General features: G+C 63.5%; 19 protein-coding genes. 15 read left to right on the forward strand and 4 right to left on the reverse strand.

Going from position 1 to position 22,114, the window contains the following annotated elements; genetic code table 11:
• Nucleotides 1–71: 71 nt before the first annotated feature.
• Nucleotides 72–1,199 (reverse strand): sugar ABC transporter substrate-binding protein, encoded by a 1,128-nt coding sequence (locus ASD12_RS02735; RefSeq protein ID WP_056581762.1) that lies wholly within the window; start codon nt 1,197–1,199, stop codon nt 72–74.
• A 321-nt stretch (nt 1,200–1,520) separates the two neighbouring features.
• Between ASD12_RS02735 and ASD12_RS02740 the strand changes: the two genes are divergently transcribed.
• The 11 genes from ASD12_RS02740 (at nt 1,521) to ASD12_RS02790 (ending at nt 15,480) form a co-directional block, all read left to right on the forward strand.
• Complete coding sequence (locus ASD12_RS02740; protein WP_056581763.1) at nt 1,521–2,201, forward strand: GntR family transcriptional regulator; 681 nt, start codon at nt 1,521–1,523, stop codon at nt 2,199–2,201.
• Nucleotides 2,202–2,448: 247 nt separating this feature from the next.
• Nucleotides 2,449–3,471: an ABC transporter substrate-binding protein gene (locus ASD12_RS02745; RefSeq protein ID WP_056581764.1), complete on the forward strand. Its 1,023-nt coding sequence runs from the start codon at nt 2,449–2,451 to the stop codon at nt 3,469–3,471.
• A gap of 74 nt (nt 3,472–3,545) precedes the next feature.
• Nucleotides 3,546–6,029 (forward strand): ATP-binding cassette domain-containing protein, encoded by a 2,484-nt coding sequence (locus ASD12_RS02750; protein ID WP_056581765.1) that lies wholly within the window; start codon nt 3,546–3,548, stop codon nt 6,027–6,029.
• The gene (locus ASD12_RS02755; protein WP_056581766.1) at nt 6,026–7,045 is read left to right on the forward strand and encodes an ABC transporter permease; all 1,020 of its coding nucleotides are present in this window, start codon (nt 6,026–6,028) and stop codon (nt 7,043–7,045) included. The genes ASD12_RS02750 and ASD12_RS02755 overlap by 4 nt, the downstream gene beginning before the upstream one ends.
• Before the next feature lie 111 nt (nt 7,046–7,156).
• Nucleotides 7,157–7,984, forward strand: a complete 828-nt coding sequence (locus ASD12_RS02760) for a phosphogluconate dehydrogenase C-terminal domain-containing protein (RefSeq protein WP_056581767.1) — start codon at nt 7,157–7,159, stop codon at nt 7,982–7,984.
• Between the two features lie 333 nt (nt 7,985–8,317).
• The gene (locus ASD12_RS02765) at nt 8,318–9,259 is read left to right on the forward strand and encodes a D-ribose ABC transporter substrate-binding protein (RefSeq protein ID WP_024502459.1); all 942 of its coding nucleotides are present in this window, start codon (nt 8,318–8,320) and stop codon (nt 9,257–9,259) included.
• A gap of 94 nt (nt 9,260–9,353) precedes the next feature.
• Nucleotides 9,354–9,998: a DUF2291 family protein gene (locus ASD12_RS02770; protein ID WP_056581768.1), complete on the forward strand. Its 645-nt coding sequence runs from the start codon at nt 9,354–9,356 to the stop codon at nt 9,996–9,998.
• Nucleotides 9,995–11,551, forward strand: coding sequence for a sugar ABC transporter ATP-binding protein (locus tag ASD12_RS02775; RefSeq protein ID WP_056581769.1), 1,557 nt, complete (start codon nt 9,995–9,997; stop codon nt 11,549–11,551). The genes ASD12_RS02770 and ASD12_RS02775 overlap by 4 nt, the downstream gene beginning before the upstream one ends.
• Complete coding sequence (locus ASD12_RS02780; protein ID WP_056581770.1) at nt 11,544–12,608, forward strand: ABC transporter permease; 1,065 nt, start codon at nt 11,544–11,546, stop codon at nt 12,606–12,608. Before ASD12_RS02775 ends, ASD12_RS02780 begins: the two co-directional genes overlap by 8 nt.
• Before the next feature lie 2 nt (nt 12,609–12,610).
• Nucleotides 12,611–13,645, forward strand: a complete 1,035-nt coding sequence (locus ASD12_RS02785) for a Gfo/Idh/MocA family oxidoreductase (protein WP_056581771.1) — start codon at nt 12,611–12,613, stop codon at nt 13,643–13,645.
• Nucleotides 13,642–15,480, forward strand: coding sequence for a hypothetical protein (locus ASD12_RS02790; RefSeq protein WP_056581772.1), 1,839 nt, complete (start codon nt 13,642–13,644; stop codon nt 15,478–15,480). Before ASD12_RS02785 ends, ASD12_RS02790 begins: the two co-directional genes overlap by 4 nt.
• A gap of 2 nt (nt 15,481–15,482) precedes the next feature.
• Here ASD12_RS02790 and ASD12_RS02795 read toward each other — a convergent pair whose 3' ends face one another.
• A complete protein-coding gene (locus ASD12_RS02795; protein WP_056581773.1) occupies nt 15,483–16,196 on the reverse strand; it encodes a transcriptional regulator NanR in 714 nt (237 codons plus the stop codon).
• 184 nt (nt 16,197–16,380) lie between these two features.
• Between ASD12_RS02795 and oiaX the strand changes: the two genes are divergently transcribed.
• The 4 genes from oiaX to dhaL all read left to right on the forward strand — a co-directional run bounded on the left by oiaX (nt 16,381) and on the right by dhaL (nt 20,776).
• Nucleotides 16,381–17,631 (forward strand): 3-oxo-isoapionate-4-phosphate decarboxylase OiaX, encoded by a 1,251-nt coding sequence (gene oiaX, locus ASD12_RS02800; RefSeq protein WP_056581934.1) that lies wholly within the window; start codon nt 16,381–16,383, stop codon nt 17,629–17,631.
• A 4-nt stretch (nt 17,632–17,635) separates the two neighbouring features.
• Nucleotides 17,636–18,970 carry a four-carbon acid sugar kinase family protein gene (locus ASD12_RS02805; RefSeq protein ID WP_056581774.1) on the forward strand — a complete coding sequence of 445 codons (1,335 nt, stop codon included), beginning with the start codon at nt 17,636–17,638 and terminating at the stop codon, nt 18,968–18,970.
• 129 nt (nt 18,971–19,099) lie between these two features.
• A complete protein-coding gene (locus ASD12_RS02810; RefSeq protein ID WP_056581935.1) occupies nt 19,100–20,107 on the forward strand; it encodes a dihydroxyacetone kinase subunit DhaK in 1,008 nt (335 codons plus the stop codon).
• Nucleotides 20,108–20,134: 27 nt separating this feature from the next.
• Nucleotides 20,135–20,776, forward strand: coding sequence for a dihydroxyacetone kinase subunit DhaL (gene dhaL, locus ASD12_RS02815; RefSeq protein WP_056581775.1), 642 nt, complete (start codon nt 20,135–20,137; stop codon nt 20,774–20,776).
• Between the two features lie 25 nt (nt 20,777–20,801).
• Here the strand turns inward: dhaL and ASD12_RS02820 are convergent, their stop codons facing one another.
• Nucleotides 20,802–21,239, reverse strand: coding sequence for an RpiB/LacA/LacB family sugar-phosphate isomerase (locus tag ASD12_RS02820; protein ID WP_056581936.1), 438 nt, complete (start codon nt 21,237–21,239; stop codon nt 20,802–20,804).
• 94 nt (nt 21,240–21,333) lie between these two features.
• Nucleotides 21,334–22,101: a triose-phosphate isomerase gene (locus ASD12_RS02825; protein WP_056581776.1), complete on the reverse strand. Its 768-nt coding sequence runs from the start codon at nt 22,099–22,101 to the stop codon at nt 21,334–21,336.
• Between the last annotated feature and the right edge of the window lie 13 nt (nt 22,102–22,114).

Below are 22,114 nucleotides of genomic sequence, written 5' to 3' on the forward strand. Positions count from 1 at the left end.
GATCGCCGAGCTTGGGGCAGACGATGCGCGGACAAGACTGTCCGCGCATCGTCGCGATCGCCTTGGGAGGCTCAGTCTTCAGGCTGTCCGACGAGGGCAGCGGCCAGGCCGACCTCGGGTGCCTGGTCCGAGAAGATCGAGGCAAACCAGCCGGGATTGGAGACCAGCGACGGCTTGAAGGCGTTGCAGCCTGCCTTCATCTCCGCCCATGTGCCTTCGTCGCACAGCTTGATCGTCTCATTGGTGACGACCGGCAGCGGCAGGATAGTGGTCTTCGGCACGTCCTTGCCTTCGATCGCCTCGACGGCAAGCTTCAGCGCCAGCGCGCCGGAATAAGGCGGCGAGGCATAGGAAATGCGTTGCGCGCCTGCCGGTGCATAGGGCGGCGCCGCACCTTCGACTTCGGTCCCCTCCGGCAGCATCTGGATGCGACCACCATTGGAGCCTTCGCCGGCACAAGGCAGGAGTTCGCTGGTCTTCTTACCGGCCTCGAGCTGCATCGAGTTGGCGGTGAAGCAGCCGACCTGCATCCACAGCCCGTTGATGTCGTCCCAATTGCGGGTGCCCAGGATCTTCGAAAGCTCGGTGCGGGCAACCGCCTGGCTCCACATGCCGACAGCCTCGCCGACGATCTTGATGTCAGGGTATTTGGCGAAGACTTCCTTGGCGGCCTTTGTCCGTTGATCATCGACGGATGTTCCCGGAACACCCGTGACGGCGATGATGTTGCCCTTGCCGTTGAGCTTCTTGACCAGCCATTCGGCGGTCACCCTGCCCGCTTCCAACTGGTCGATGTGGACGTTGTAGGCGCATGGCTCGGTGATCTCGGCGTCGTAGGCAAAGACCTTCACGCCCTTGTCGCAGGCATTCTTGACGACCTGATTGAGCGCGGTCGGCGAGATCGGGTACACGACGATCGCCTCGGCGCCGCTTTGCACCATTGCGTTGATCTGCTGAATTTGGCGTTGCGCATTCGGCCCGGCGACCTGGACCTGCAGGTCGACCTTGTCGGCCAGGCTCTTGTGAGCGGCCATGGCCTTGACCATGTTGGCCGCCTCCGCCTGCCAATCATTGCCGATGTAGCTCATGCTGAGAAAAATCTTGTGCTTCTCGGCTGCCTGCGCGCCCGACAGCCCAAGGGCGCATAAAGCCATGCCGGCCAGCAGCGCGAGCCGCCGGACTTTCAATCCGATACCCATATGAAACTCCTCCCGATCCGAACGACCGAATGCCTCCCAAGGGCACGAACGTAACCCTTGCCATTCGATGCCGGCGACCGTAACACTATTTGATCAAAGATCAATGATGAAATCGCTTAATATCAAAACCAGGGGTCTGAGCGCTTGACGCGGCATGTTGAACCTTGCATTCCGGACACCAGAGTGGTTCCGCGTCTCTGTGAAACGCGGAACCATTCTGCCTCTTTGCTTCGGCGCAATTCCGGACGGAAAGCCGTTTCACACTTTTCCTGGAATTGCTCTGGCGGTAGCGTCGCCCTTGGGCGGGAAGGTTGACGGGAGATGGCTCGATCGGCGTACAGAAAGCCAGGGGTCGAGATCACACCCCTGTCCAGGGAAACCCTGCAGGACAGGGTCTATCGCCATGTCACCGAATTGATCCTCGACGGCAGCATCGTGCCGGGCGAGATGGTAACGGTTCAGAGCCTTGCCGATGCTTTTGGCGTCAGCCCGATGCCGGTCAGGGAAGCGCTGCGGCGCCTGACGGCAGCCAACGCGCTGATGGTGGTTTCAGGCCGCTCGATCGGCATTCCGGCACTCAGTCGCGCGCGCCTCATCGACCTCAGGAGTGTCCGGTTCGAGATCGAGGCGATCGCGGCCGCATGGGCGGCGGAGCGCATGGACGACCAGGCCGTAGCGCAGTTGCGCCAGCATCTGGATGCGCTCGAACAGGCCAATGCCGCCGGCGACGTCAAATCCTATCTGCGCGCCAACTACGCCTTTCATTTCTCGATCTATCGGGCGGCCGGTTCCGAGAACATGCTCAACATCATCGAGAACCTTTGGCTGCAGATCAGCCCCTACTTCAACATGCTGCACGATTCGGGAAACTACTCGACCGCCAACGAACACCACCAGGAGATGTTCGCGGCACTGCGTAACCGGGACGTGGAAGCCGTCAGGGCCGCAGTCCGCGCCGACATCGACGCCGCTTTCGACGTGCTGGCCGATCTTTTGAAGTAGTGCTCGAACTCCCCGGTCTCACGGCTTCTGTCCAAAGAGCGGCTCGTAAGCCGCCGCAGAAAGCCATCACGAATTACCATTCCATCAAGGTAGCGGCCGCAACAACAGGCGATGCGCGGCAATGACATTGCCGGCGCTTGCCTATTTGGTATGCTGGTATAATATGTACCTCACATAGCGTGTCTCTGGAGGTTACGCTGTGCTCGTGTGGCAAGCCAAGCCGATCGTGTTTTTGGGAGGAAATACCATGAGATTTGTAACTGTGGCGGCGCTCGCCGGCGCCGCAATGGTAGGCGTTGCCGTGTTGCCGGCAATGGCATCACCGGACGCGCCGGTCATCGCGCTCGCCAACGCCTATTATGGCAACACCTGGCGGCACCAGATGGTGGAAGCGTTCGAAGCCTCCGCCAAGGAAGCCAAGGCCGCCGGGCAGATCGCCGATTATATCGTCATGAACGGCGATGGGTCGGTGGCGCAGCAAAACAGCCAGATCGCGGAGCTGATCCTCAAGAAGGTCGACGTACTCGCCGTCGATGCCGCCTCGGAAACGGCGGTCAATGGCATCATCGAAAAGGCCTGCAAAGCCGGCATCATCGTCATCTCTTTCGATTCGGTGGCCTCGGCGCCCTGCAACTACCAGCTCAATTTCGACTTCAAGGGCTACAAGGCCACCCAGGCCGAGGCCGTCTTCAAGATGCTCGGCGGCAAGGGCAACATCCTGCAGGTGCGCGGCGTGAAGGGCTCGGCGCCCGACAACGACATGTTCAACGCGCAGCAGTCGGTGCTGGCGAAGTATCCCGATATCAAGGTGGTCGCGACCGTCTATGGCCAGGCGACCGCCTCGGTAGCGCAGGCGGCGATCGCCAATGTGCTGCCCTCATTGCCGCACGTCGACGCCGTGCTTGGCCAGGGCGGCAGCGACGATGTCGGCATCGCGCAGGCCTTCGTTCAGTATGGCGGCGACTACGCCGGCAAGATGCCGATCATCGAAGGCGGCGGCGGCACCGACTTCGTCAAATGGTGGGCGGATGAGAACGCCAAGAACGGCTACCAGACTGTGTCCATGAACACCACGCCAGGCATCGGCGGTGCTGCCTTCTGGCTCGGCCTGTCGCTGCTGAAAGGCGCCCAGGCGCCCAAGCTGATGATCATGCCGGTGGCGACGGTCGATGCCGGCAACCTCAAGGAATACGCCAAGCTGCCAGGCGGCCAGATCATCAGCCCAAGCTATTCGCTGGACTGGGTCAAGCAGAACCTGCTGAGCAAGTAACGCGAACCAGCGCTACAGGATCGGGCGGTGCCGGAGCACCGCCCGATCGTCGCCGTCGAAGAAACGGAGGACGAATGTCCCAGTCTGCCGTCGCCGATCAGGACAGGGCCGCGTTGGCGGCGCTTGCCGCCCCCGTCCGGCAAAGTGTCGTTTCGCTCACCGGGATAACCAAGAGCTTTGGCCCGACGCTCGCCAACGCAGGGATCGACCTCTGCGTCGGTGCCGGCAATGTGATCGGGCTGGTCGGCGGCAACGGCGCTGGAAAATCGACGCTGATGCGTATCCTGTGCGGCGCGATGTGGCCGACCCTAGGCTCGATTTCCTTCGCCGACGCACAGGTGAACTTCGCCGACTACGGCACCGCCGAGGCGCAGCGGCAAGGCATCCGCATGGTGCATCAGGAGCTTTCGCTCTGCGCCAACCTTTCGGTCGCCGAGAATTTCTTTCTGGAAACGCCTCAGGATGCGGCGGCCCGACCGGGGTGGAGAACGGTTTACAGGGCTCGGGCCCGCGCAGCACTCGACGCTGTCTTTCCAGGCAACGGCATCGATGCCGACGCCGAAGTCGGCCACCTCTCCATCGCCGAACGGCAGATGGTGGAGATCGCGCGCGCCGCGGCAACGCCCGGCGTCAGGCTGATCGTGCTCGATGAGCCGACATCGTCGCTCGATCTCGACCGCTCCAAGCAACTGAGAGCCTTCATTCGCGAACGGGCGAAGGCAGGGCTTGCCTTCATCTTCATTAGCCACAAGCTGCAGGAGATCATCGACATCGCCACCGAGATCGTGGTGCTGCGCAACGGCCGCACCGCGTGGCAGGGCGAGGTCGCGGACGCCTCGATCGGCGGACTGGTGCAGTTGATGGGCGGCGATGCCAATCCGGTGCACCAGCACGCCGTCTCCACCGCCTCCGCCCAGGATGTGCTGGTGCGGCTCTCCGGCCCGCTGACATCAGAACTCGGCCGCGACATCGAGATCGTGCGCGGCGAGATCGTCGGGCTGGCCGGCCTCGAAGGCAGCGGGCAGAAGGAGCTGCTGCATGGGATCTTCAGTCCCCACGCCAAGCAAAACGGCACGGTCACAAGACATGCGCAGGCCGGCTTCATCGCCGGAGACCGGCAGAAGGAAGGCGTGTTCCCGCTGTGGAGCGTGCTAGGAAACATCAGCATCGGCGCACTGGCCCGCCGCCCGGCGCTGGGCCTGGTTTCCGATCGCGCCAACCGCGAGATGGCCGCTGGTGCCGCCAGCAAACTGCGGCTGGACGACAGCCGCTTCCAGTCCAACATCACCGAACTCAGCGGCGGCAATCAGCAAAAGGCGCTGGTCGCCCGAGCGCTGGTCGCCGACACCCCGATCATCCTGCTCGACGACCCGACGCGCGGCGTCGACATTGCCACCAAGCAGGATTTCTACCGGCTGTGCAACGAGATCGCGCGCAGCGGCCGCGCACTGGTCTGGCATACGACCGAGGATGCCGAACTGCTGGCCTGCGATCGCGTTCTGGTCTTTGCCGGCGGACGCATCGTCAGGGAACTCGCCGGCGATGCGATCACGGAATCGGCTGTTGTCGGCGCATCCTTCGCCCAACCGGCGGACAGGCACGCAACTGCCCGACACAAGGACGCGCCAGCGGCAAGGCTCGGCCGCAGGCTGGTGGATGCAGCGCCCTTCATCGGCCTCGCCGCCGTGCTGACCGTGATGATCTCAGCCAATCCCGCCGTCGCCTCGATCTTCGGGCTCGATCTACTGCTGATGCCGGCACTGTCGCTGGTGCTGGTGACGGCGGCGCAGATGTTCATCGTCGGCGGCAGCGAGATCGACCTCGGCGTCGGCGCCTTTGCCGGCCTCGTCAGCGTGCTCAGCGCCACGCTGCTTTACGACCAGCCATGGCTCGGCGCTCTGGCACTGGTGGCGGCGCTCGCCGCCTATGCCGGGCTTGGCGGGGTGATCCAGGCGCGCAAGATCCCAGCCATCGTCGTCACGCTCGGCGCCTCCTTCATCTGGGTGGGGCTGGGCTATGCGCTGCAGCCGACGCCCGGCGGGGCCAGCCCGGAATGGCTGTCGGCGCTCTTCAGCTGGTCGCTCGGCTTCGTGCCCACCTCTATCATCCTCATCGCGGCCGTCGCGCTGATCGTCTTCGTCATCGACCGGCTGCCGCTCGGCGTGGTGCTGCGCGGGTTCGGCAACAACCCGACGGCGATGATCCGTTCGGGATGGTCGCCAACACGCTACGCGCTAGTGCGCTATCTGATTGCAGGGCTGTTTGCGAGTGCAGCCGGTCTGTCGCTGACGGCGATCAACACTGCGAGCGACATCAACTCCGGCAATTCGTTCACGCTGCTCAGCGTCGCCGCCGCTGTGATGGGCGGCTGCTCGCTGCTGGGGGGCATCATCTCGCCGGTCGGCGCCGTTGCCGGGGCGGTGACGCTGTCGCTGATCGGCGCGCTGCTCGGCACGCTGAACGTCAGCAGCGATTTCAACGCCGCGACGCAAGGCCTGATCCTGATCGCCCTTTTGACGTTGCACAGCCTGACCGCCGACCGCAGGAGCGAACAATGAACGCCCTGACCGCCTTTAGCCTCTGGTCGCAGAGAAACCGCTGGATCTGGGCGGCGATCGGCGTGCTGCTTCTGTGGCTGGTGCTGTCGATCGTCACCAATCGCTTCAGTCTGTCCAGCCTGTCGGGCATCATCTTGTCGGCGTCCTTCCTGACGATCGTCGGCATCGGCCAGATGTTCGTGGTGACGACCGGCCGCGGCAACATCGACCTGTCGGTTGCCTCGGTGATCACGCTTAGCGCCTTCGTCGCGCTGCTCACCATCAAGGGCGAGGATGCCAATCTCGCCATCGGCGTTGCCGCCGCGATCCTGCTCGGCCTTGCGGTCGGGGCGCTCAATTCGCTGCTAGTCGTCGGGCTCGGCATCCCGGCCATCATCGCTACGCTGGCGACCGGCTATGTGCTGGCCACCGCGACGTTGCTGTCGAACCGTGCGATCTCGGGCTTCACCGTCAGCCCGGCACTGAAATACCTGGCATCGGGCCGCATTTCCGGCGTGCCGGTCATGGCCGTCATCGCCATATCAGGTGTGGCGGCAACCTCCTTCGTGCTGCGCTACACGGTGTTCGGCCAGCTGTTGTCGGCGGTCGGCCAGAACCGCACTGCCGCGCGGCTCGCCGCCATCAGGACCGGCCCAGTGATCGCATCGGCCTTCATCATCTCGTCGGTGCTGGCGTCGCTCAACGGACTGCTGCTCGGCGCCTATATCGGCGGGGCCTTCCTCGAAATGGGCCAGCCCTACCTCTTGCAGTCGATCGCAGCGGTGGTGCTCGGCGGAACATTGATCTTCGGCGGCTCTGCAACCGCCGTCGGCACATTGTTCGCCAGCATCTTGCTGATCCTGATCGTCACCACCATGCAGATCATCGGCCTGCCTCCGGGCGCCCAGGACATCGTGCAGGGCATCGTCGTCATCTTCGTGCTGGCACTTGCCGGACGACAGGCGATGATACGGCGAGCGCCGGTCGAGCCGACAGGCGGCGACGCCGCGGTGCCGGCGGGAGACCGGCAGCCATGACTTGCACGCATTCACCCATTATCGGATTGCCAAAATCTGGTAGTGTGATTATACCACTTAATAAGTTGACGACGGGCGACACCGTCGATTGAGATCAGGAGTAGTGACCAGATGACAACGATTGCGCTGTTCGGTGCCGGCGGAAAAATGGGCTACCGCCTGTCGACCAATTTTCGCGGATCGCCCTACACGATACGCCATGTCGAGGTCAGCGATGCCGGCCGCGAACGGCTGAAAACCGGACTTGGGTTCGATACGGTCAGTGCCGACGAAGCGCTCAAGGGTGCCGATGTGGTGATCCTGGCCGTTCCCGACACGCATATCGGCAAGGTGGCGACCAGTATCGAGAGCAAGCTGGTATCAGGCACGATGGTGGTGGTGCTCGACGCGGCGGCACCCTTCGCCGGCCATCTGCCGAAGCGGCCGGACCTCACCTATTTCGTCACTCACCCCTGCCATCCACCGATCTTCAATGACGAGACAGACATGGCGGCCAAGAAGGACTATTTCGGCGGCGTCAAGGCCAAGCAGCATATGGTCAGCGCCTTGATGCAGGGACCGGAAGAGGATTACACAAAGGGTGAGGCGATCGCGAAAATCATCTGGGCGCCGGTCATGCGTTCGCACCGCGTCACCGTCGACCAGATGGCGCTGCTGGAACCCGGCCTTTCGGAGACTGTGTGCGCCTCGCTGCTGGTGGTCATGAAGGAAGCCGTCGACGAGGTCGTGGCACGCGGCGTCGACAAGCAGGCGGCGCTCGACTTCCTGCTCGGCCATATGAACGTGCTCGGCGCCGTCATCTTCGGCGAGACCAAGGGCGTTTTCTCGGACGCCTGCAACAAGGCGATCGAGTTCGGCAAGCCGGTGCTGATGCGTGACGACTGGAAACGCGTGTTCGAGCCGGAAGAGATCGCCGCCAGCATTCAGCGCATCACCTGAAGAAACGACAGGCGCTTGCCGCAGCGCCTCGACGCGTCGGCGTACCGTTGCCGACGGTCGGTTGTCGCCGCTCATCAGGTACATATCACCTGAATTTGTTGTTGACTCATCATACCAGTTGGCTTAGCTGTTCATTGGCTCGGATCGACAGGGTTTCGCAGGGAGTTCCAAGCCTGGGCGAATGGGAGATGGCTGGGGAGCAACGACCCGTGGAGGGGAAGCCGGCAAACGGCTCTTTAGCCCGAGGGCGATCCGCCGCCCGCGCTGCCTGACGAATTCGGATGCCGACAGAGGCCTTGGTTGACCAAGGCAATTTTCAAACGGGAGGACTTCATGAAACTCACACGCAGAATGACGCTTGCGGCTTTCGCCGGCATGCTGGCGCTTGGCACGGCCGTTCCCGCCTACGCGGCGGATCTCATCGCCATCATCACGCCCTCGCACGACAATCCGTTCTTCAAGGCGGAAGCCGTCGGCGCCGAGGCCAAGGCCAAGGAACTCGGCTACGAGGCGCTGGTGCTGGTCCATGACGACGACGCCAACAAGCAGTCCGAGCTGATCGACACGGCGATCGGCCGTGGGGCCAAGGCGATCATCCTCGACAATGCCGGCGCCGACGCTACCGTCGCCGCTGTGCAGAAGGCCAAGGACGCAGGCATTCCGTCCTTCCTCATCGACCGCGAGATCAACGCCACCGGCGTCGCCGTCGCGCAGATCGTTTCCAACAACTACCAGGGCGCCCAGCTCGGCGCGCAGGAATTCGTCAAGCTGATGGGCGAGAAAGGCAATTTCGTCGAGCTGGTCGGCAAGGAATCCGACACCAATGCCGGCATTCGCTCCAAGGGGTATCACGACGTCATCGACGACTATCCGGACCTGAAGATGGTCGCCCAGCAGTCGGCCAACTGGAGCCAGACGGAAGCCTATTCCAAGATGGAATCGATCCTTCAGGCCAACCCCGACATCAAGGGCGTCATCTCCGGCAACGACACGATGGCGATGGGCGCCTATGCGGCACTTGCCGCGGCGAACCGCAAGGATGTCATCGTCGTCGGCTTCGACGGATCGAACGACGTGCGCGACTCCATCACGTCGGGCGGCATCAAGGCAACCGTGCTGCAGCCGGCCTTCGCGCAGGCGCAGATGGCGGTCGAGCAGGCCAACGACTTCATCAAGAACAAGAAATCGCCGGCCAAGGAAAAGCAGTTGATGGACTGCGTTCTGGTCAATGGCGACAATGCCGCCAAGCTGGAGACCTTCGCGCTGACGAACTGAGCTAGCGTGAGACGAATAGCGAGGGGCGAACCCTGGGGTCGCCCCTCGCCGCCATTTTCCGTGGGCCGCCCACGATGCTGACCGACAGGCCGCCATGCTGAACACCAAGCCGAACTGGCCGATCCTAGCCGTGATGGTCGGCATCAGCCTGACCGCCTGCAAGATTCTGCCTACGAAATCGGGAGACGCCGGCAACGCGCCCGCCTTCAATCCTGACAAGATGGTCGAGGAGATCTGGGCGGCAAAGGTCGTGCCCTATCTCCAGCAGAAGGCCGGACCGTTTCCAGAGGTTCACGCGTTGGCAACGACCGATGCCGCGGCCGCCGGCGCCAAATACGGCAATCCGAACAAGCAGGCGAACTCGCCGTGGACTTTCGCGGTTCGCCTGGAAGGCATGATCGTCGCGGCGAACACGCAGTCCCGCGCGGCGACGATCGATGTCGATGTGGACGGCGACGGCAAGGCTGATGCGCGGGTACAGATCGGACCGGCGGTGCGCGGGACGGCGCTGCGCGACAGCCTGGACTTCATCCAGTTCAACGACTTCACCAACCAGATCGACTTCGCCCAGTTCGGCAAGGCGTTCAACAGCTACGTCGACAAGACCGTGCTGGCCAAGCTGCCGCGCGAAGCGCTGGAAGGCCGCAGCGCCAAGGTGGTGGGCGCCTATACGCTGGGCAGCGGCCAGGATCTGCCGCTGGTGACGCCTGCGGAGGCAGAGATCGGGCCGAAACCATGAGCGCGGCCAGGGAGCGCGAAATCATCCTGAAGCTGGAGGACGTCTCCAAGGTCTACTCCGGCACCGTCGCGGTTAAGCGCGCCAATTTCGAGGTGCGCAAGGGCTCGGTCAACGTGCTGGTCGGCGAAAACGGTGCCGGCAAGTCGACGCTGATGAAGATCATCGCCGGTGTCGAACGACCGACAGCCGGTCGCATCCTGCTCGAGGGCGAAGAGGTTTCCTTCTCGTCATCCGGCGATGCGGTAAACCGCGGCATCGGCATGGTGTTCCAGGAGCTAAACCTGTTCGGCAACATGAGCGTTGCCGAGAACATTTTCGCAACCCGGGAGATCACCAACCGGTTTGGCAAGATCGACCGCAAGGAACAAGAAAACCGCGCGGCGGAATTGCTAGAACGACTGCAAGCGGGCATACGGCCCGACATGCTGGTCGAGGATCTGCGCATCGGACAGCAGCAGCTGGTCGAGATCGCCAAGGCCGTTTCGCTCGACGCGCGCATCCTCATCATGGACGAGCCGACTTCGGCGCTGAGTGCTGCGGAGGTCGAGATCCTGTTCAAGGTGATTGCCGACCTCAAGGCGCGCGGTGTGGCGATCGTCTACATTTCGCACCGGCTGGAAGAACTGATCCGCATTGGCGACTACATCACCGTGCTGCGCGACGGCCGCATCACCGGCCAGGAAGAGATGAAAAACGTCGACACGCAGTGGATCGTTCGCCAGATGATCGGCTCCGACGCCAAGGACTTCGCCAAGGCCGACGGCCATCTTCCGGGCGAGGAGATATTCCGCGCCGAGGAGATCTGCCTGCCGCGTGCCACTGGCGGGCTTGCCGTCGACCATGTCTCGCTGTCGTTGCGCGCCGGCGAGATCCTCGGCATCTACGGCCTGATGGGTGCCGGTCGCAGCGAATTGTTTGACTGCATCATGGGCCGCCACGGCCATTCGACGGGCGCGATCTTCATTGGCGGCATTAAGGTCAAGGAGCGCGACACGACGCGGCGCATCCGGCGCGGCCTGGCGCTGATCCCCGAAGACCGCCAGCGCGAAGGGCTGGTGTCGATCCTATCGGTAGCCAGCAACCTGACGCTTGCCAGTCTGTCGCGATTTGCCCGCCTGTACCATATCCATGGCGCCGACGAAAGGCAGGCGGTGACGCAGATGGTGCGGGAACTGGCGATCAAGGTCGCCGACCCGGCGCAGGAAGTGTCTTCGCTGTCGGGCGGCAATCAGCAGAAGGTGGTGATCGGCAAGGCGCTGCTTACCGAACCCAAGGTGCTGTTGATGGACGAGCCCAGCCGCGGCATCGATGTCGGCGCCAAGGCCGACGTCTTCCGCACCATGCGCAAACTGTCCCGTGACGGTTTGGGGATATTGTTCGCCACCTCGGATCTCGATGAGGTGATGGCGCTGTCCGACCGCATCGCGGTGATGAGCAACGGAAAACTGACCGGCATGTTCGATCGCGCCGAGGCGACAGAGGCGGCACTCGTCGCTGCATCGGCGCTTGGCCACGGACCGGCCCCACACACGGAGAACACCGCGCATGACTGACATCCCAGCCAAGGCGGTCACTCCCTCCGCTTCCAGCGGCTCCGTGCTGCTGACTCTGATGAAGCTCAGGACCTTCATCGCGCTCATCGCCGTCCTGATCTTCTTTTCGATCGCGGCGCCTAATTTCCTGTCGACCGCCAATTTGATCCTGATGTCGAAACACGTGGCGCTGAACGCGTTCCTGGCAATGGGCATGACCTTCGTCATCATCACCGGCGGCATCGACCTTTCGGTCGGTTCGATCGTCGGCCTGTGCGGCATGGTGGCCGGCTATCTCGTGCTCAACGGCATCGATCTGCAGATCGGCTACACCATCTATTTCAACGTCCTCGAGATCGCGCTGATCACGCTGGCGGTCGGCATATTGATCGGCGCCGTCAACGGATTGCTGATCACCAGGCTGAACGTCGCGCCGTTCATCGCCACGCTCGGCGTGCTCTATGTCGCGCGCGGCCTGGCGCTGCTGTCGTCGGATGGCCGCACCTTCCCCAACCTCGTCGGCAAGCCGGAGCTTGGCACCACCGGCTTCGGTTTCCTCGGTGCCGGCCGGCTGCTTGGCCTGCCGGTGGCGATCTGGATCCTGATCGTCGTTGCACTGGGAGCCGCCTATCTCGCTAAGTACACACCGCTCGGCCGTCACATCTTCGCCGTCGGCGGCAATGAACGGGCGTCGCGGATTTCGGGCGTCCGTGTCAACATGGTGAAAATGTTCGTCTATATGTTCTCCGGTTTCTGCGCGGCGATCGTCGGCCTGATCATCTCGTCCGAGCTGATGGCCTCGCATCCGGCGACAGGCGAAAGTTTCGAGCTCAACGCCATTGCGGCAGCAGTGCTCGGCGGCACGTCGATGTCGGGCGGCCGCGGCACGATCGGCGGCACCATCGTCGGCGCCTTCGTCATCGGCATTCTTTCGGACGGGTTGGTGATGATGGGTGTGAGCTCGTTCTGGCAAATGGTGATCAAGGGCCTCGTCATCATCGTTGCCGTCGTCGTCGACCAGGCGCAGCGCCGGCTGCAAAGTCGGGTGACACTGATGCAGATGGCGAAGGCGGGCTGACCATGACGGAATTGCGAGGAGCCCTGATCGGCTGCGGCTTCTTTGCCGTCAACCAGATGCATGCCTGGCGCGACATAGCAGGCGCCTCTATCGTCGCCATCTGCGACCGTGATCCGGAGCGGCTCAAGGTCGTCGGCGACCAGTTCGGCATTGCGAAGCGCTATACCGATGCGGCGGAACTTTTTGCCGGCGAAAGCCTCGACTTCGTCGATATCGCCACCACCGCGCCCAGCCATCGTCCGCTTGTCGAAATGGCGGCCGCCCATCGCGTGCCGGCGATCTGCCAAAAGCCATTCGCGCCGACGCTTGCCGATGCGAAGGCTATGGTGAAGGCATGCGTGGAAGCCGGCGTGCCGCTGATGGTGCATGAGAATTTTCGCTGGCAGTCGCCGATCCAGGCGGTGCGCGCCGTGCTCGACAGCGTCGAGATCGGCACGCCTTTCTTCGGGCGCATCTCCTTTCGCTCCGCCTATGACGTGTTTTCCGGCCAGCCCTATCTGGCGACGGGAAAGCGCTTCATCATCGAAGACCTCGGCATCCACATCCTCGACATCGCCCGCTTTCTGCTCGGCGACGTGTCTGTCATCACCACGCGAACGGCGCGCATCAACCCCGGCATATCAGGCGAGGACGTCGCGACGATGCTGATGGATCACAACAGCGGTGCCACCTCTGTGGTCGACTGCAGCTACGCGACGAAACTCGCCACCGAGCCGTTTCCGGAGACGCTGATCGAGATCGACGGCAGCGACGGCACGATCCGCTTGGCGCAGGGTTACCGGCTCACCGTCACCGGCAAGAGCGGTACGAAGGTCACCGACATTTCGCCGTCGCTGCTGCCGTGGGCGTCGCGGCCCTGGCACAACATCCAGGAAAGCGTCGTCGCCATCCAGCAGCACTGGGTCGACTGCCTGGCGAAGGGGGTCGAACCGGCAACCTCGGGCGCCGACAACCTCAAAACGTTCGCGCTGGTCGAGGCGGCCTATGCCGGGGCGGCGAGCCGCGAACCGGTGCAGCTCGACGCGCTGCTGAAATGACCGCCGACGCCTTCCTCCTCTGTGGTACGCGCTCCGACGAGGCCGAGCCGGTCAGGCTCAGCGCAGGTGCGCTCAGCGCGGACTTCGTCAACGGCAATCTGCGCACCATCCGCCATGACGGCACCGAAGTGCTGCGCGCCATTGCCTATATCGTGCGCGACCGCGACTGGGGCACCTACGAGCCTGAACTGACCGGTCTGGTCATCGACCAGGGCGCTGACGCCTTCTCGGTCAGCTATTCGGCAAGCTGTATTGGACCCGGCGGAAGGCGCCTCGGCTTCCACGCTGCGATCAAAGGCTTCGCCGATGGCCGACTGGTCTTCGACGTCAACGCCCTTCCCGAAAGCGATTTCGAAACCAATCGCTGCGGCTTCTGCATCCTGCATCCGATCTCCGGCCTCGCTGGAAGCCCGGTGACGGTCGAGCACACCGATGGCAGCGTGGCGGCGACCAAGCTTCCGATGCTGATCGACCCCTGGCAGCCTTTCAAGGATTTACGCGCGATCACCCACGGGGTACGGCCCGGCGTCAGCGCCGAATGCCGGATGGAGGGCGACACGTTCGAGATGGAGGACCAGCGCAACTGGTCCGACGCCTCCTACAAGACCTATGTGCGGCCGCTGGCATTGCCGTGGCCCTATGTGCTGCGGGGCGGCGAGCCCAATCGCCAAACGATCAGCCTGCGTATCACGGGTGAAGGCAAAGCGCCGGCTGCCGCCGGGGCCGGCGAGTCGGTTCGCGTTGAACTCGGCGAGCTCGGTCCGGCACTGCCCGATGTCGGCGTGATCATCTATCCGGACGATATCGAGACGGCGCTGGCGAACCTGCCGCTGCTGTCGACGCTTGGCCCGCAACAGCTGCTGTTTCACTACGATCCGACGCGCGGCCACAGGCTCGACGCCTTGTGCGCTTTCGCCCGACTTGAAACTGCCTACACGGCCGAAACCACCCTCGAATGCGTCGTTGCCGGCGCGGGCGACCTCGACGCTGAACTTTCAGCCGTCGCCGGCATGGTGCGCCAAGCAGGGCTGAAACTCTCGGCCATCGCCGTCTCGCCTTCGGTCGACCGGCAGTCGACCCCGCCGGGCAGCACGTGGCCTGAATGCCCGCCGCTCGAAGACGTCTACGCCGCCGCGCGGCGCGCCTTTCCCGATATCCGCCTCGGTGGCGGCATGTTCAGCTATTTCACCGAGCTGAACCGCAAGCGAGTGCCGGCAGAGGAGCTCGATTTCGTCACCCATTGCACCTGCCCGATCGTGCATGCCGCCGACGATCTCAGCATTATGCAATCGCTGGAGGCGCTGCCTTTCATCACCCAATCGGCACGGGCGATCTTCGGGGCAAAGCCCTACCGGATCGGTCCGTCGACGATTGCCATGCGCCAGAACCCCTATGGCGGAGCGACCAAACCCAATCCAAGCGGACAACGTATCGCCATGGCCGATCGGGATCCGCGCCATGCCGGCCTGTTCGCGGCGGCATGGACGATCGGCTATGCCGCACGCGTCGCGCCCGCCGGACTGGAACAGCTCACGCTCTCCAGCTTCACTGGACCGTTCGGCGTGCTGGCGTCAGCCGGGGAACCCGTCACGGAAGGATCGCTCCGGCCGATCTTCAGGGCCATCAAGGGGCTTTGCGAACTGGCCGGCCTTGCGCATGTGACGGCGAGGACGAGCGATGAGACCAAGGTGCTGGCGCTGGCCGGGCGCTCGGCCTCGGGCGAAACTGTCGTGTGGCTGGCGAACCTGACGGCGGACGACGTGCCGGTCGACATTTCAGCTTTTGGCCGGGACCATCTCGTGATGACGCCTTACGCGATCGTCCGGATCGGTTGAAGTTACTTTTCGGAATTCATCACATAGAGGGCGCGCGAGCGTTCGAGATGCTTGATCATCGCCTTCTCGGCGCCGTCGGCATCCTTCTTCTCGATGCGGCCAATGATCTCTTCGTGCTCGGTCAGCGTGAACTGTTCCTTGCCGGTCCAGATTAGCATTTCGGTGTGATATTCCTTCAGCCAGCCAAGCATGGCCTCGCTGACGGCGACATAGATCGGGTTGCCCGATATCGCCGCGATCTGGGTATGGAATTTCATGTCGGCGGATATGAAGGCCTCGGAGTCGCCGCGAAAGCCCCGCTGTTCGGCAACGGTTGCCCTGAGCCGCTGCACATCCTCGGCGGTAGCCTTTTCGGCGGCTTCCCTGACCATGCCGCGCTCGAAGAAGATGCGCGCGGTCTTCAGGTGCTCAAGCGTGTCCTTCGACGACGACAGGATGATCTTGGCGGCGCCATCGACCTGCCTGATGATCGACTTGGCGGTCAGTTGCAGCACCTTGGCGCGTTCGCCATGCGAGATCGCGACCAGACCCATATTGCTCAGCGCCTGCATCGCCTCGCGAATCGCCGGCCTGCCGACCTCGAAGCGCTCCATCAGTTCGCGCTCAGAAGGCATGTCGTCGCCCGGCATCAACTCGCCGCTGGTGATCAGACGCTTCAGCCGCAAGAAGACCTCGTCGGAAAGCTTGCGTCGGACAATCGGTTCCGAACGGTTCATCGTCGCGAATCACTCCCTTGACCGGCCCCTATTTAGCATTGCTGACGCGGTTCCCGGAATGATTGTCCGTCAACCAGCCTTGTTTGGCGAGCAGGATATCGCTTGCAATACTTATGTACTCATTATACCAGATTTCGAGATCGGGGAACTTTATTCGAATGCATTCGGCCTGAGACAGCAGACCATGATCACCCTCACCTATCGCATCGAAACGCCTGGAAGCATCGAAGCGCTGGCGGCCAAGATCGCCAGCGACCAGTCGACCGGAACCTTCGTCGCGCTGCCCGGCGAGACCGAAGAGCTGAAGGCCCGGGTGGCGGCACGCGTGCTGGCGATCCGGCCTCTGCCCGACGCCGAGCGGTCGTCACTCCCCGATGGCGGCAACGGGCCGTTCAGGCGTGCGGATGTCGACATCGCCTTTCCGTTCGATGCCATCGGCACCGACCTTGCAGCGCTGATGACGATTGCCATCGGCGGCACCTATTCGATCAAGGACCTCACAGGCATCCGCGTCGTCGACCTGAAGCTGCCGGAGGATTTTCGCGGCGCACATCCCGGCCCACAGTTCGGGGTCGCCGGCAGCCGCCGGCTGACCAATGTGACGGACCGCCCGATCATCGGCACGATCGTCAAGCCGGCGCTCGGATTGCGGCCGCACGAGACGGCGGCAATGGTGACGGAACTGATCGCCGCCGGCGTCGATTTCATCAAGGATGATGAAAAGCTGATGAGCCCGGCCTATTCTCCCCTGTCGGAACGGGTGAAGGCGATCATGCCGCTGATCCTCGACCACGAGCAGAAGACCGGCAAGAAGGTGATGTACGCCTTCGGCATCTCGCACGCCGACCCCGACGAGATGATGCGCAACCATGATCTGGTGGCGAAGGCCGGCGGCAATTGCGCGGTTATCAACATCAATTCGATCGGGTTCAGCGGCATGGCGTTCCTGAGGAAGCGCTCCAGCCTGGTGCTGCATGCCCATCGCAATGGCTGGGACATCCTCACCCGTCACCCGGGTCTTGGCATGGACTTCAAGGTCTGGCAGCAGTTCTGGCGGCTGCTCGGCGTCGACCAATTCCAGATCAACGGCATCGCCTCGAAATACTGGGAGCCGGATGACTCTTTCGTCGAATCCTTCAAGGCCGTGACGACACCGATCTTCTCGCCTGAGGACTGCGCCTTGCCAGTGGCGGGCTCCGGCCAGTGGGGCGGCCAAGCGCCGGAGACATATGGGCGGACCGGCCGGACGGTCGATCTTCTTTACCTCTGCGGCGGCGGCATCGTCAGCCATCCGGACGGCCCGGGGGCCGGCGTGCGTGCCGTGCAGCAAGCCTGGCAAGCGGCCGTCGACGGCATTCCGCTAGCGGACTTCGCCCTGACCCATTCCGAACTGGCGCGATCGATCGAAAAATTCGGCGACGGCAAGGCAGCCTGAAGCCATGCAAGACCTGCTTCTCAGCTATTATGGCGACGACCTGACCGGCTCGACCGACGTCATGGAGGCGCTCGAACTCGGCGGTGTGCCGACCGTGCTGTTCATGCGCCAGCCGGACGCAGCCTTGCTGTCGCGATTCGCGCACTGCCAGGCGATCGGACTGGCCGGCACCAGCCGCAGCGAGACGCCGCAATGGATGGACACGCATCTGCGCGAAGCCTTTGCCTGGCTGAAAACGTTCAACGCCGCGATCTGCCACTACAAGGTCTGCTCGACCTTCGATTCCAGCCCGACGATCGGCAGCATCGGCCGGGCCATCGAGATCGGTCGCTCGGTCTTCGCGCAGGACAGCGTGCCGCTGCTGGTCGGCGCGCCGCAGCTCAAGCGCTACACCGCCTTCGGCCATCTGTTCGCCGCCTATCGCGACCAATATTTTCGCATCGACCGCCACCCGGTGATGAGCCGCCATCCGACAACGCCGATGGATGAGTCCGATCTGCTGATCCATCTGTCGCGGCAGACTGCCCTGAGCTCCGAGCTGGTCGACATCGCAACGCTACAGTCCGCGTCGCGGTCGGCGGCGTTCGATCGCCTGACCGGAAACGGCACCGCCATCGTGCTTGTCGATGTCGACAATCTGGAAACGCAGGCCCTGGCCGGCAAGGAGCTGTGGCGCATCCGCAAGCCAGGCGGTTCTTTTGTCGTCGGCTCGTCCGGGGTCGAGTATGCGTTGCTGGCCGAATGGGCGTCGAATGACATCGTCAGCGCTGGACCAGGCTTCACGCCGCCGGGCGTTGCCGACCGGATAGCCGTCATGTCGGGCAGTTGCTCGCCGACCACCGAACGACAGATCCGGCATGCCCTGACCGACGGCTTCGACGGCATCGAAATCGATCCGGTCGAACTGGTTTCGGAGGCTTCGGGGCAGGCGATCGCGCGCGCGACGGCAAGCGGCCGTGCCAGTCTGCAAGCCGGGCACAGCGTCATCCTCTACACCGCGCTTGGTCCCACTGCCGACAGGGGCGCCGAAATCGACCGGCAGGAAGGCGCCCGCCACAAGCTTGGCCGCGGCCTCGGCAAAATCCTTCGCGGTCTGACGATCGAACAGAGCCTGCGGCGCGTGGTCATCGCCGGCGGCGACACGTCGAGCCATGCACTCGGCGAGATGGGTGTCGATGCCCTGACAATTCGCATGCCGCTGCCCTCTTCGCCGGGTTCCCCACTTTGCGTTGCCCATTCGCGCGTCAAGGCGATCGACGGACTGGAGGTTGCGCTCAAGGGCGGCCAGGTCGGAACCGATCGCTATTTCTCAGCCATCCGCGACGGCCTCGGCGGCTGAAACAGCCGGTGCCTGCGTCCAGGTGCTGACGGGCGGGAACGCCTCTGTGCACGAAATGCTCCTTGCCGGGTGGAAATCCCGGTAACACCCGGTATTATCTGCGAAAATACCGAAATCGGGAGGATGCGGGTGCAGACCAAGAAGATCATCAACGACGGCAACCGCGCCGTCGACGAGATGCTGGAAGGCATCCTGGCAGCGCATCCCCGCCATCTCAAGAGCGTGGACGGCAGTCCACGCTCCATCATCGCCCGCGACGGACCGCGCCTGGGCAAGGTAGGCCTCGTGATTGGCGGCGGCTCGGGCCACGAGCCGAGCTTTCTCGGCTTCGTCGGCAAGGGGTTGGCTGACGCGGCGGCCATCGGCAACGTCTTCGCCTCGCCGCCGCCAGACCCGATCCTCGAATGCGCCAAGGCGGTCAGCGGCGGCGCCGGCGTCCTGTTCATGTACGGCAACTATGCCGGCGACGTGATGAATTTCGACATGGCCGCCGAGATGGCTGCGATGGATGACATCGAGGTGCGCACGGTGCTGAGCACCGACGATGTGGCCTCGGCGCCCCTTGGCGACAGGCACAAGAGGCGCGGCGTCGCCGGCAATTTCTTCATCTTCAAGGCGGCTGGCGCCGCCTGCGACCGGATGCTGTCCTTCGACGAATGCGAGCGCATCGCTGGCAAGGCCAACGACCATACCTTCACCATGGGCGTGGCCCTGTCGCCTTGTTCGCTGCCGCAGACCCGCCGGCCGAATTTCGAGATCGGGTCGGACGAGATGGAGATCGGCATGGGCATCCATGGCGAGCCCGGCATCGCGCGCGAAAAGTTGAAAACAGCCGACGAGATCACCGACGAGATGCTGGACAGGATCCTCGACGAGATGGCGCCGACGCGCGGTGACAAGGTCGCGGTGCTCGTCAACTCGCTGGGCTCGACGCCGCTGATGGAACTCTACATTATGAACCGGCGGGTGAAGCAGAGGCTCGATGACATAGGTGTGTCCATCCACGCAAGCTGGGTCGGCAATTACTGCACCTCGCTCGAGATGGCCGGGGCCTCGCTCACTCTGCATCGGCTGGACGGCGAGTTGCAGACGATGCTGGACCACCCTTGCGACTGCGCCATGTTTCGCGCCGGCTAAATCTGCTCCTCGTCAAGGGACAATAGCATGACGACAATCGACACCGCCCGCCTTGTTGCGATGTTCGCAGCGATCGCAACCGCCATGTCAGCCGACAGGGACCGGCTGTGCGCGCTTGACGGGGTTATCGGCGACGCCGACCACGGCATTGCGATGGAGCTTGGATTCTCCGCGGCACGCGATGCGGTAGCCGCACTGGATGCTGGCGCGACCGATCCGACCACTTTGCTCAACACAGCGGCAAAGTCGTTCCTGAACGCCGTCGGCGCCTCCTCCGGCCCGCTCTATGCCACCGCCTTCATGCGTGGCGCGGCGGCCGTCAAGGGCAAGACGACGCTTGACGACGCGGACGTGGTTGCCCTGTTCCAGGCCATGGCCAAGGGCATTCAGGATCGCGGCAAGTCCGTATCAGGCGAAAAGACGATGATCGATGCATGGGCGCCGGCAGCGCATGCGGCGGGCGAAGCGCTGGCCTCCGGCAAGGGTTTGGCGGGCAGTCTCGAGGCTGCGGGGCAGGCTGCAAAGGCGGGCGCGGAAGCGACCAAGGCGATGGTTGCCACCAAGGGCCGGGCATCGCGCCTCGGCGAGCGCTCGCTTGGCCATATGGACCCGGGCGCCGCGTCCGCCGTCACCGTGATCGAGGCGATGCGGATCGCCTTGACCAGTTAGCTCCGTAGCGGATCGCTTGCGCCTTTCAGCGCTTGGCGTCGAGCTTGTCGACGGCCTGCACGTTTGCGGCAGAGGGGCCGTTCGGATCGAACTCCGAGGCCAGCCACGCGTCGGCGATCGATTTCGCCAGTTCGGGACCGATGACGCGGGCACCCATGGTGATGATCTGGGCGTTGTTGGACTTGGCGGCGCGCTCCGCGGAATAGGTATCGTGGGTCAACGCGGCGCGAATGCCCGGCACCTTGTTGGCGGAGATGCTGACGCCGATGCCGGTGCCGCAAAACAGGATGGCCCGGTCGTAATTGCCGTCGAGAATTTCGTGACCGACCTTGGCGGCGATATCGGCGTAGAATCCGGCCTGGCTGAGGTCGACGACCTGCAGCTCCGGCTTGCTGGCGAGATGCTTGGCGATGACGTCGAGCAGCGGCTTGCCGGCACTGTCGGCTCCGAGTGCGATCTTCATGACAATAAACTCCTTTGCTTTTGTCTCTATCTCTTTGATTTGACGCAATTCCGGACGGAAAACCGCTTTACACTTTTCCTGGAATTGCTCTGGGTCAGCGCGCGATGGCGGCCGACGCCTTTTTCAGAATGTCGATATAGCCTTCCGCTTGCCACGCCGAGCGGCCAATGAACAGGCCATCGATATGCGGCTGACCGATCAGCTCAGCCGCATTGCCGGGATTGACGCTGCCGCCGTAAAGCACAGGTGGGGTAACCGGCAACCGGTCGGCGGCGACCTTCTTGATCAGTGCCTGCCGCTTGTCGGCATAGTCGGCGCTTGCGGGAATGCCCTTCTCGCCGATTGCCCAGACCGGCTCGTAGGCAAAGAGGATTTCTGACTTCAGTTGATCGCCGCTCAGCTCTTGCAGCGCACCGAGAACCTGCGCCGTCAACACCGCCTCGGCGCGGCCGGATTCACGCTCAGCCAGCGTCTCGCCGACGCAAATCAGCGGCACGAAGCCGTGCCTGACTGCGGCCGCCGTCTTCAGTCCGACAGTCGCATCCGTTTCGCTGAAATGCTCGCGGCGCTCGCTATGGCCGAGTTCGATCAGGTCGACCCCGCAATCCTTCAACATCACCGGCGAGACCTCGCCCGTCCAGGCGCCGGCGTCGGCCCAATGCATGTTCTGGGCGCCGACTTTCACGCGGGTCTTGGCCAGCGCCGCCTTGACCTGGCGCGCTGAGGTGAATGGCGGAATGACGAAAGGCTGTATCGCCTGATCGAAGTCAGGCACGAAGGCCGCCAGCGCATCCGCGAACTGCAACGCCTCCGCCAGCGTCTTGTTCATCTTCCAGCTCGTGCCGACCCAATATGGGGCCATTCATTTTCTCCTT

It is taken from the genome of Mesorhizobium sp. Root102 (assembly GCF_001425625.1).
GTDB lineage: Bacteria > Pseudomonadota > Alphaproteobacteria > Rhizobiales > Rhizobiaceae > Mesorhizobium.

Bases quoted from the DNA above. Each gene is read 5' to 3' on its own strand.
- ASD12_RS02735 (WP_056581762.1), bottom strand. From the start codon at position 1,199: ATGGGTATCGGATTGAAAGTCCGGCGGCTCGCGCTGCTGGCCGGCATG.
- ASD12_RS02820 (WP_056581936.1), bottom strand. From the start codon at position 21,239: ATGAAGATCGCACTCGGAGCCGACAGTGCCGGCAAGCCGCTGCTCGAC.
- oiaX (WP_056581934.1), top strand. From the start codon at position 16,381: ATGATCACCCTCACCTATCGCATCGAAACGCCTGGAAGCATCGAAGCG.
- ASD12_RS02760 (WP_056581767.1), top strand. From the start codon at position 7,157: ATGACAACGATTGCGCTGTTCGGTGCCGGCGGAAAAATGGGCTACCGC.
- ASD12_RS02775 (WP_056581769.1), top strand. From the start codon at position 9,995: ATGAGCGCGGCCAGGGAGCGCGAAATCATCCTGAAGCTGGAGGACGTC.
- ASD12_RS02755 (WP_056581766.1), top strand. From the start codon at position 6,026: ATGAACGCCCTGACCGCCTTTAGCCTCTGGTCGCAGAGAAACCGCTGG.
- ASD12_RS02750 (WP_056581765.1), top strand. From the start codon at position 3,546: ATGTCCCAGTCTGCCGTCGCCGATCAGGACAGGGCCGCGTTGGCGGCG.
- ASD12_RS02740 (WP_056581763.1), top strand. From the start codon at position 1,521: ATGGCTCGATCGGCGTACAGAAAGCCAGGGGTCGAGATCACACCCCTG.
- ASD12_RS02745 (WP_056581764.1), top strand. From the start codon at position 2,449: ATGAGATTTGTAACTGTGGCGGCGCTCGCCGGCGCCGCAATGGTAGGC.
- ASD12_RS02795 (WP_056581773.1), bottom strand. From the start codon at position 16,196: ATGAACCGTTCGGAACCGATTGTCCGACGCAAGCTTTCCGACGAGGTC.
- ASD12_RS02825 (WP_056581776.1), bottom strand. From the start codon at position 22,101: ATGGCCCCATATTGGGTCGGCACGAGCTGGAAGATGAACAAGACGCTG.
- ASD12_RS02805 (WP_056581774.1), top strand. From the start codon at position 17,636: ATGCAAGACCTGCTTCTCAGCTATTATGGCGACGACCTGACCGGCTCG.
- ASD12_RS02785 (WP_056581771.1), top strand. From the start codon at position 12,611: ATGACGGAATTGCGAGGAGCCCTGATCGGCTGCGGCTTCTTTGCCGTC.
- ASD12_RS02765 (WP_024502459.1), top strand. From the start codon at position 8,318: ATGAAACTCACACGCAGAATGACGCTTGCGGCTTTCGCCGGCATGCTG.
- ASD12_RS02770 (WP_056581768.1), top strand. From the start codon at position 9,354: ATGCTGAACACCAAGCCGAACTGGCCGATCCTAGCCGTGATGGTCGGC.
- ASD12_RS02780 (WP_056581770.1), top strand. From the start codon at position 11,544: ATGACTGACATCCCAGCCAAGGCGGTCACTCCCTCCGCTTCCAGCGGC.
- ASD12_RS02790 (WP_056581772.1), top strand. From the start codon at position 13,642: ATGACCGCCGACGCCTTCCTCCTCTGTGGTACGCGCTCCGACGAGGCC.
- dhaL (WP_056581775.1), top strand. From the start codon at position 20,135: ATGACGACAATCGACACCGCCCGCCTTGTTGCGATGTTCGCAGCGATC.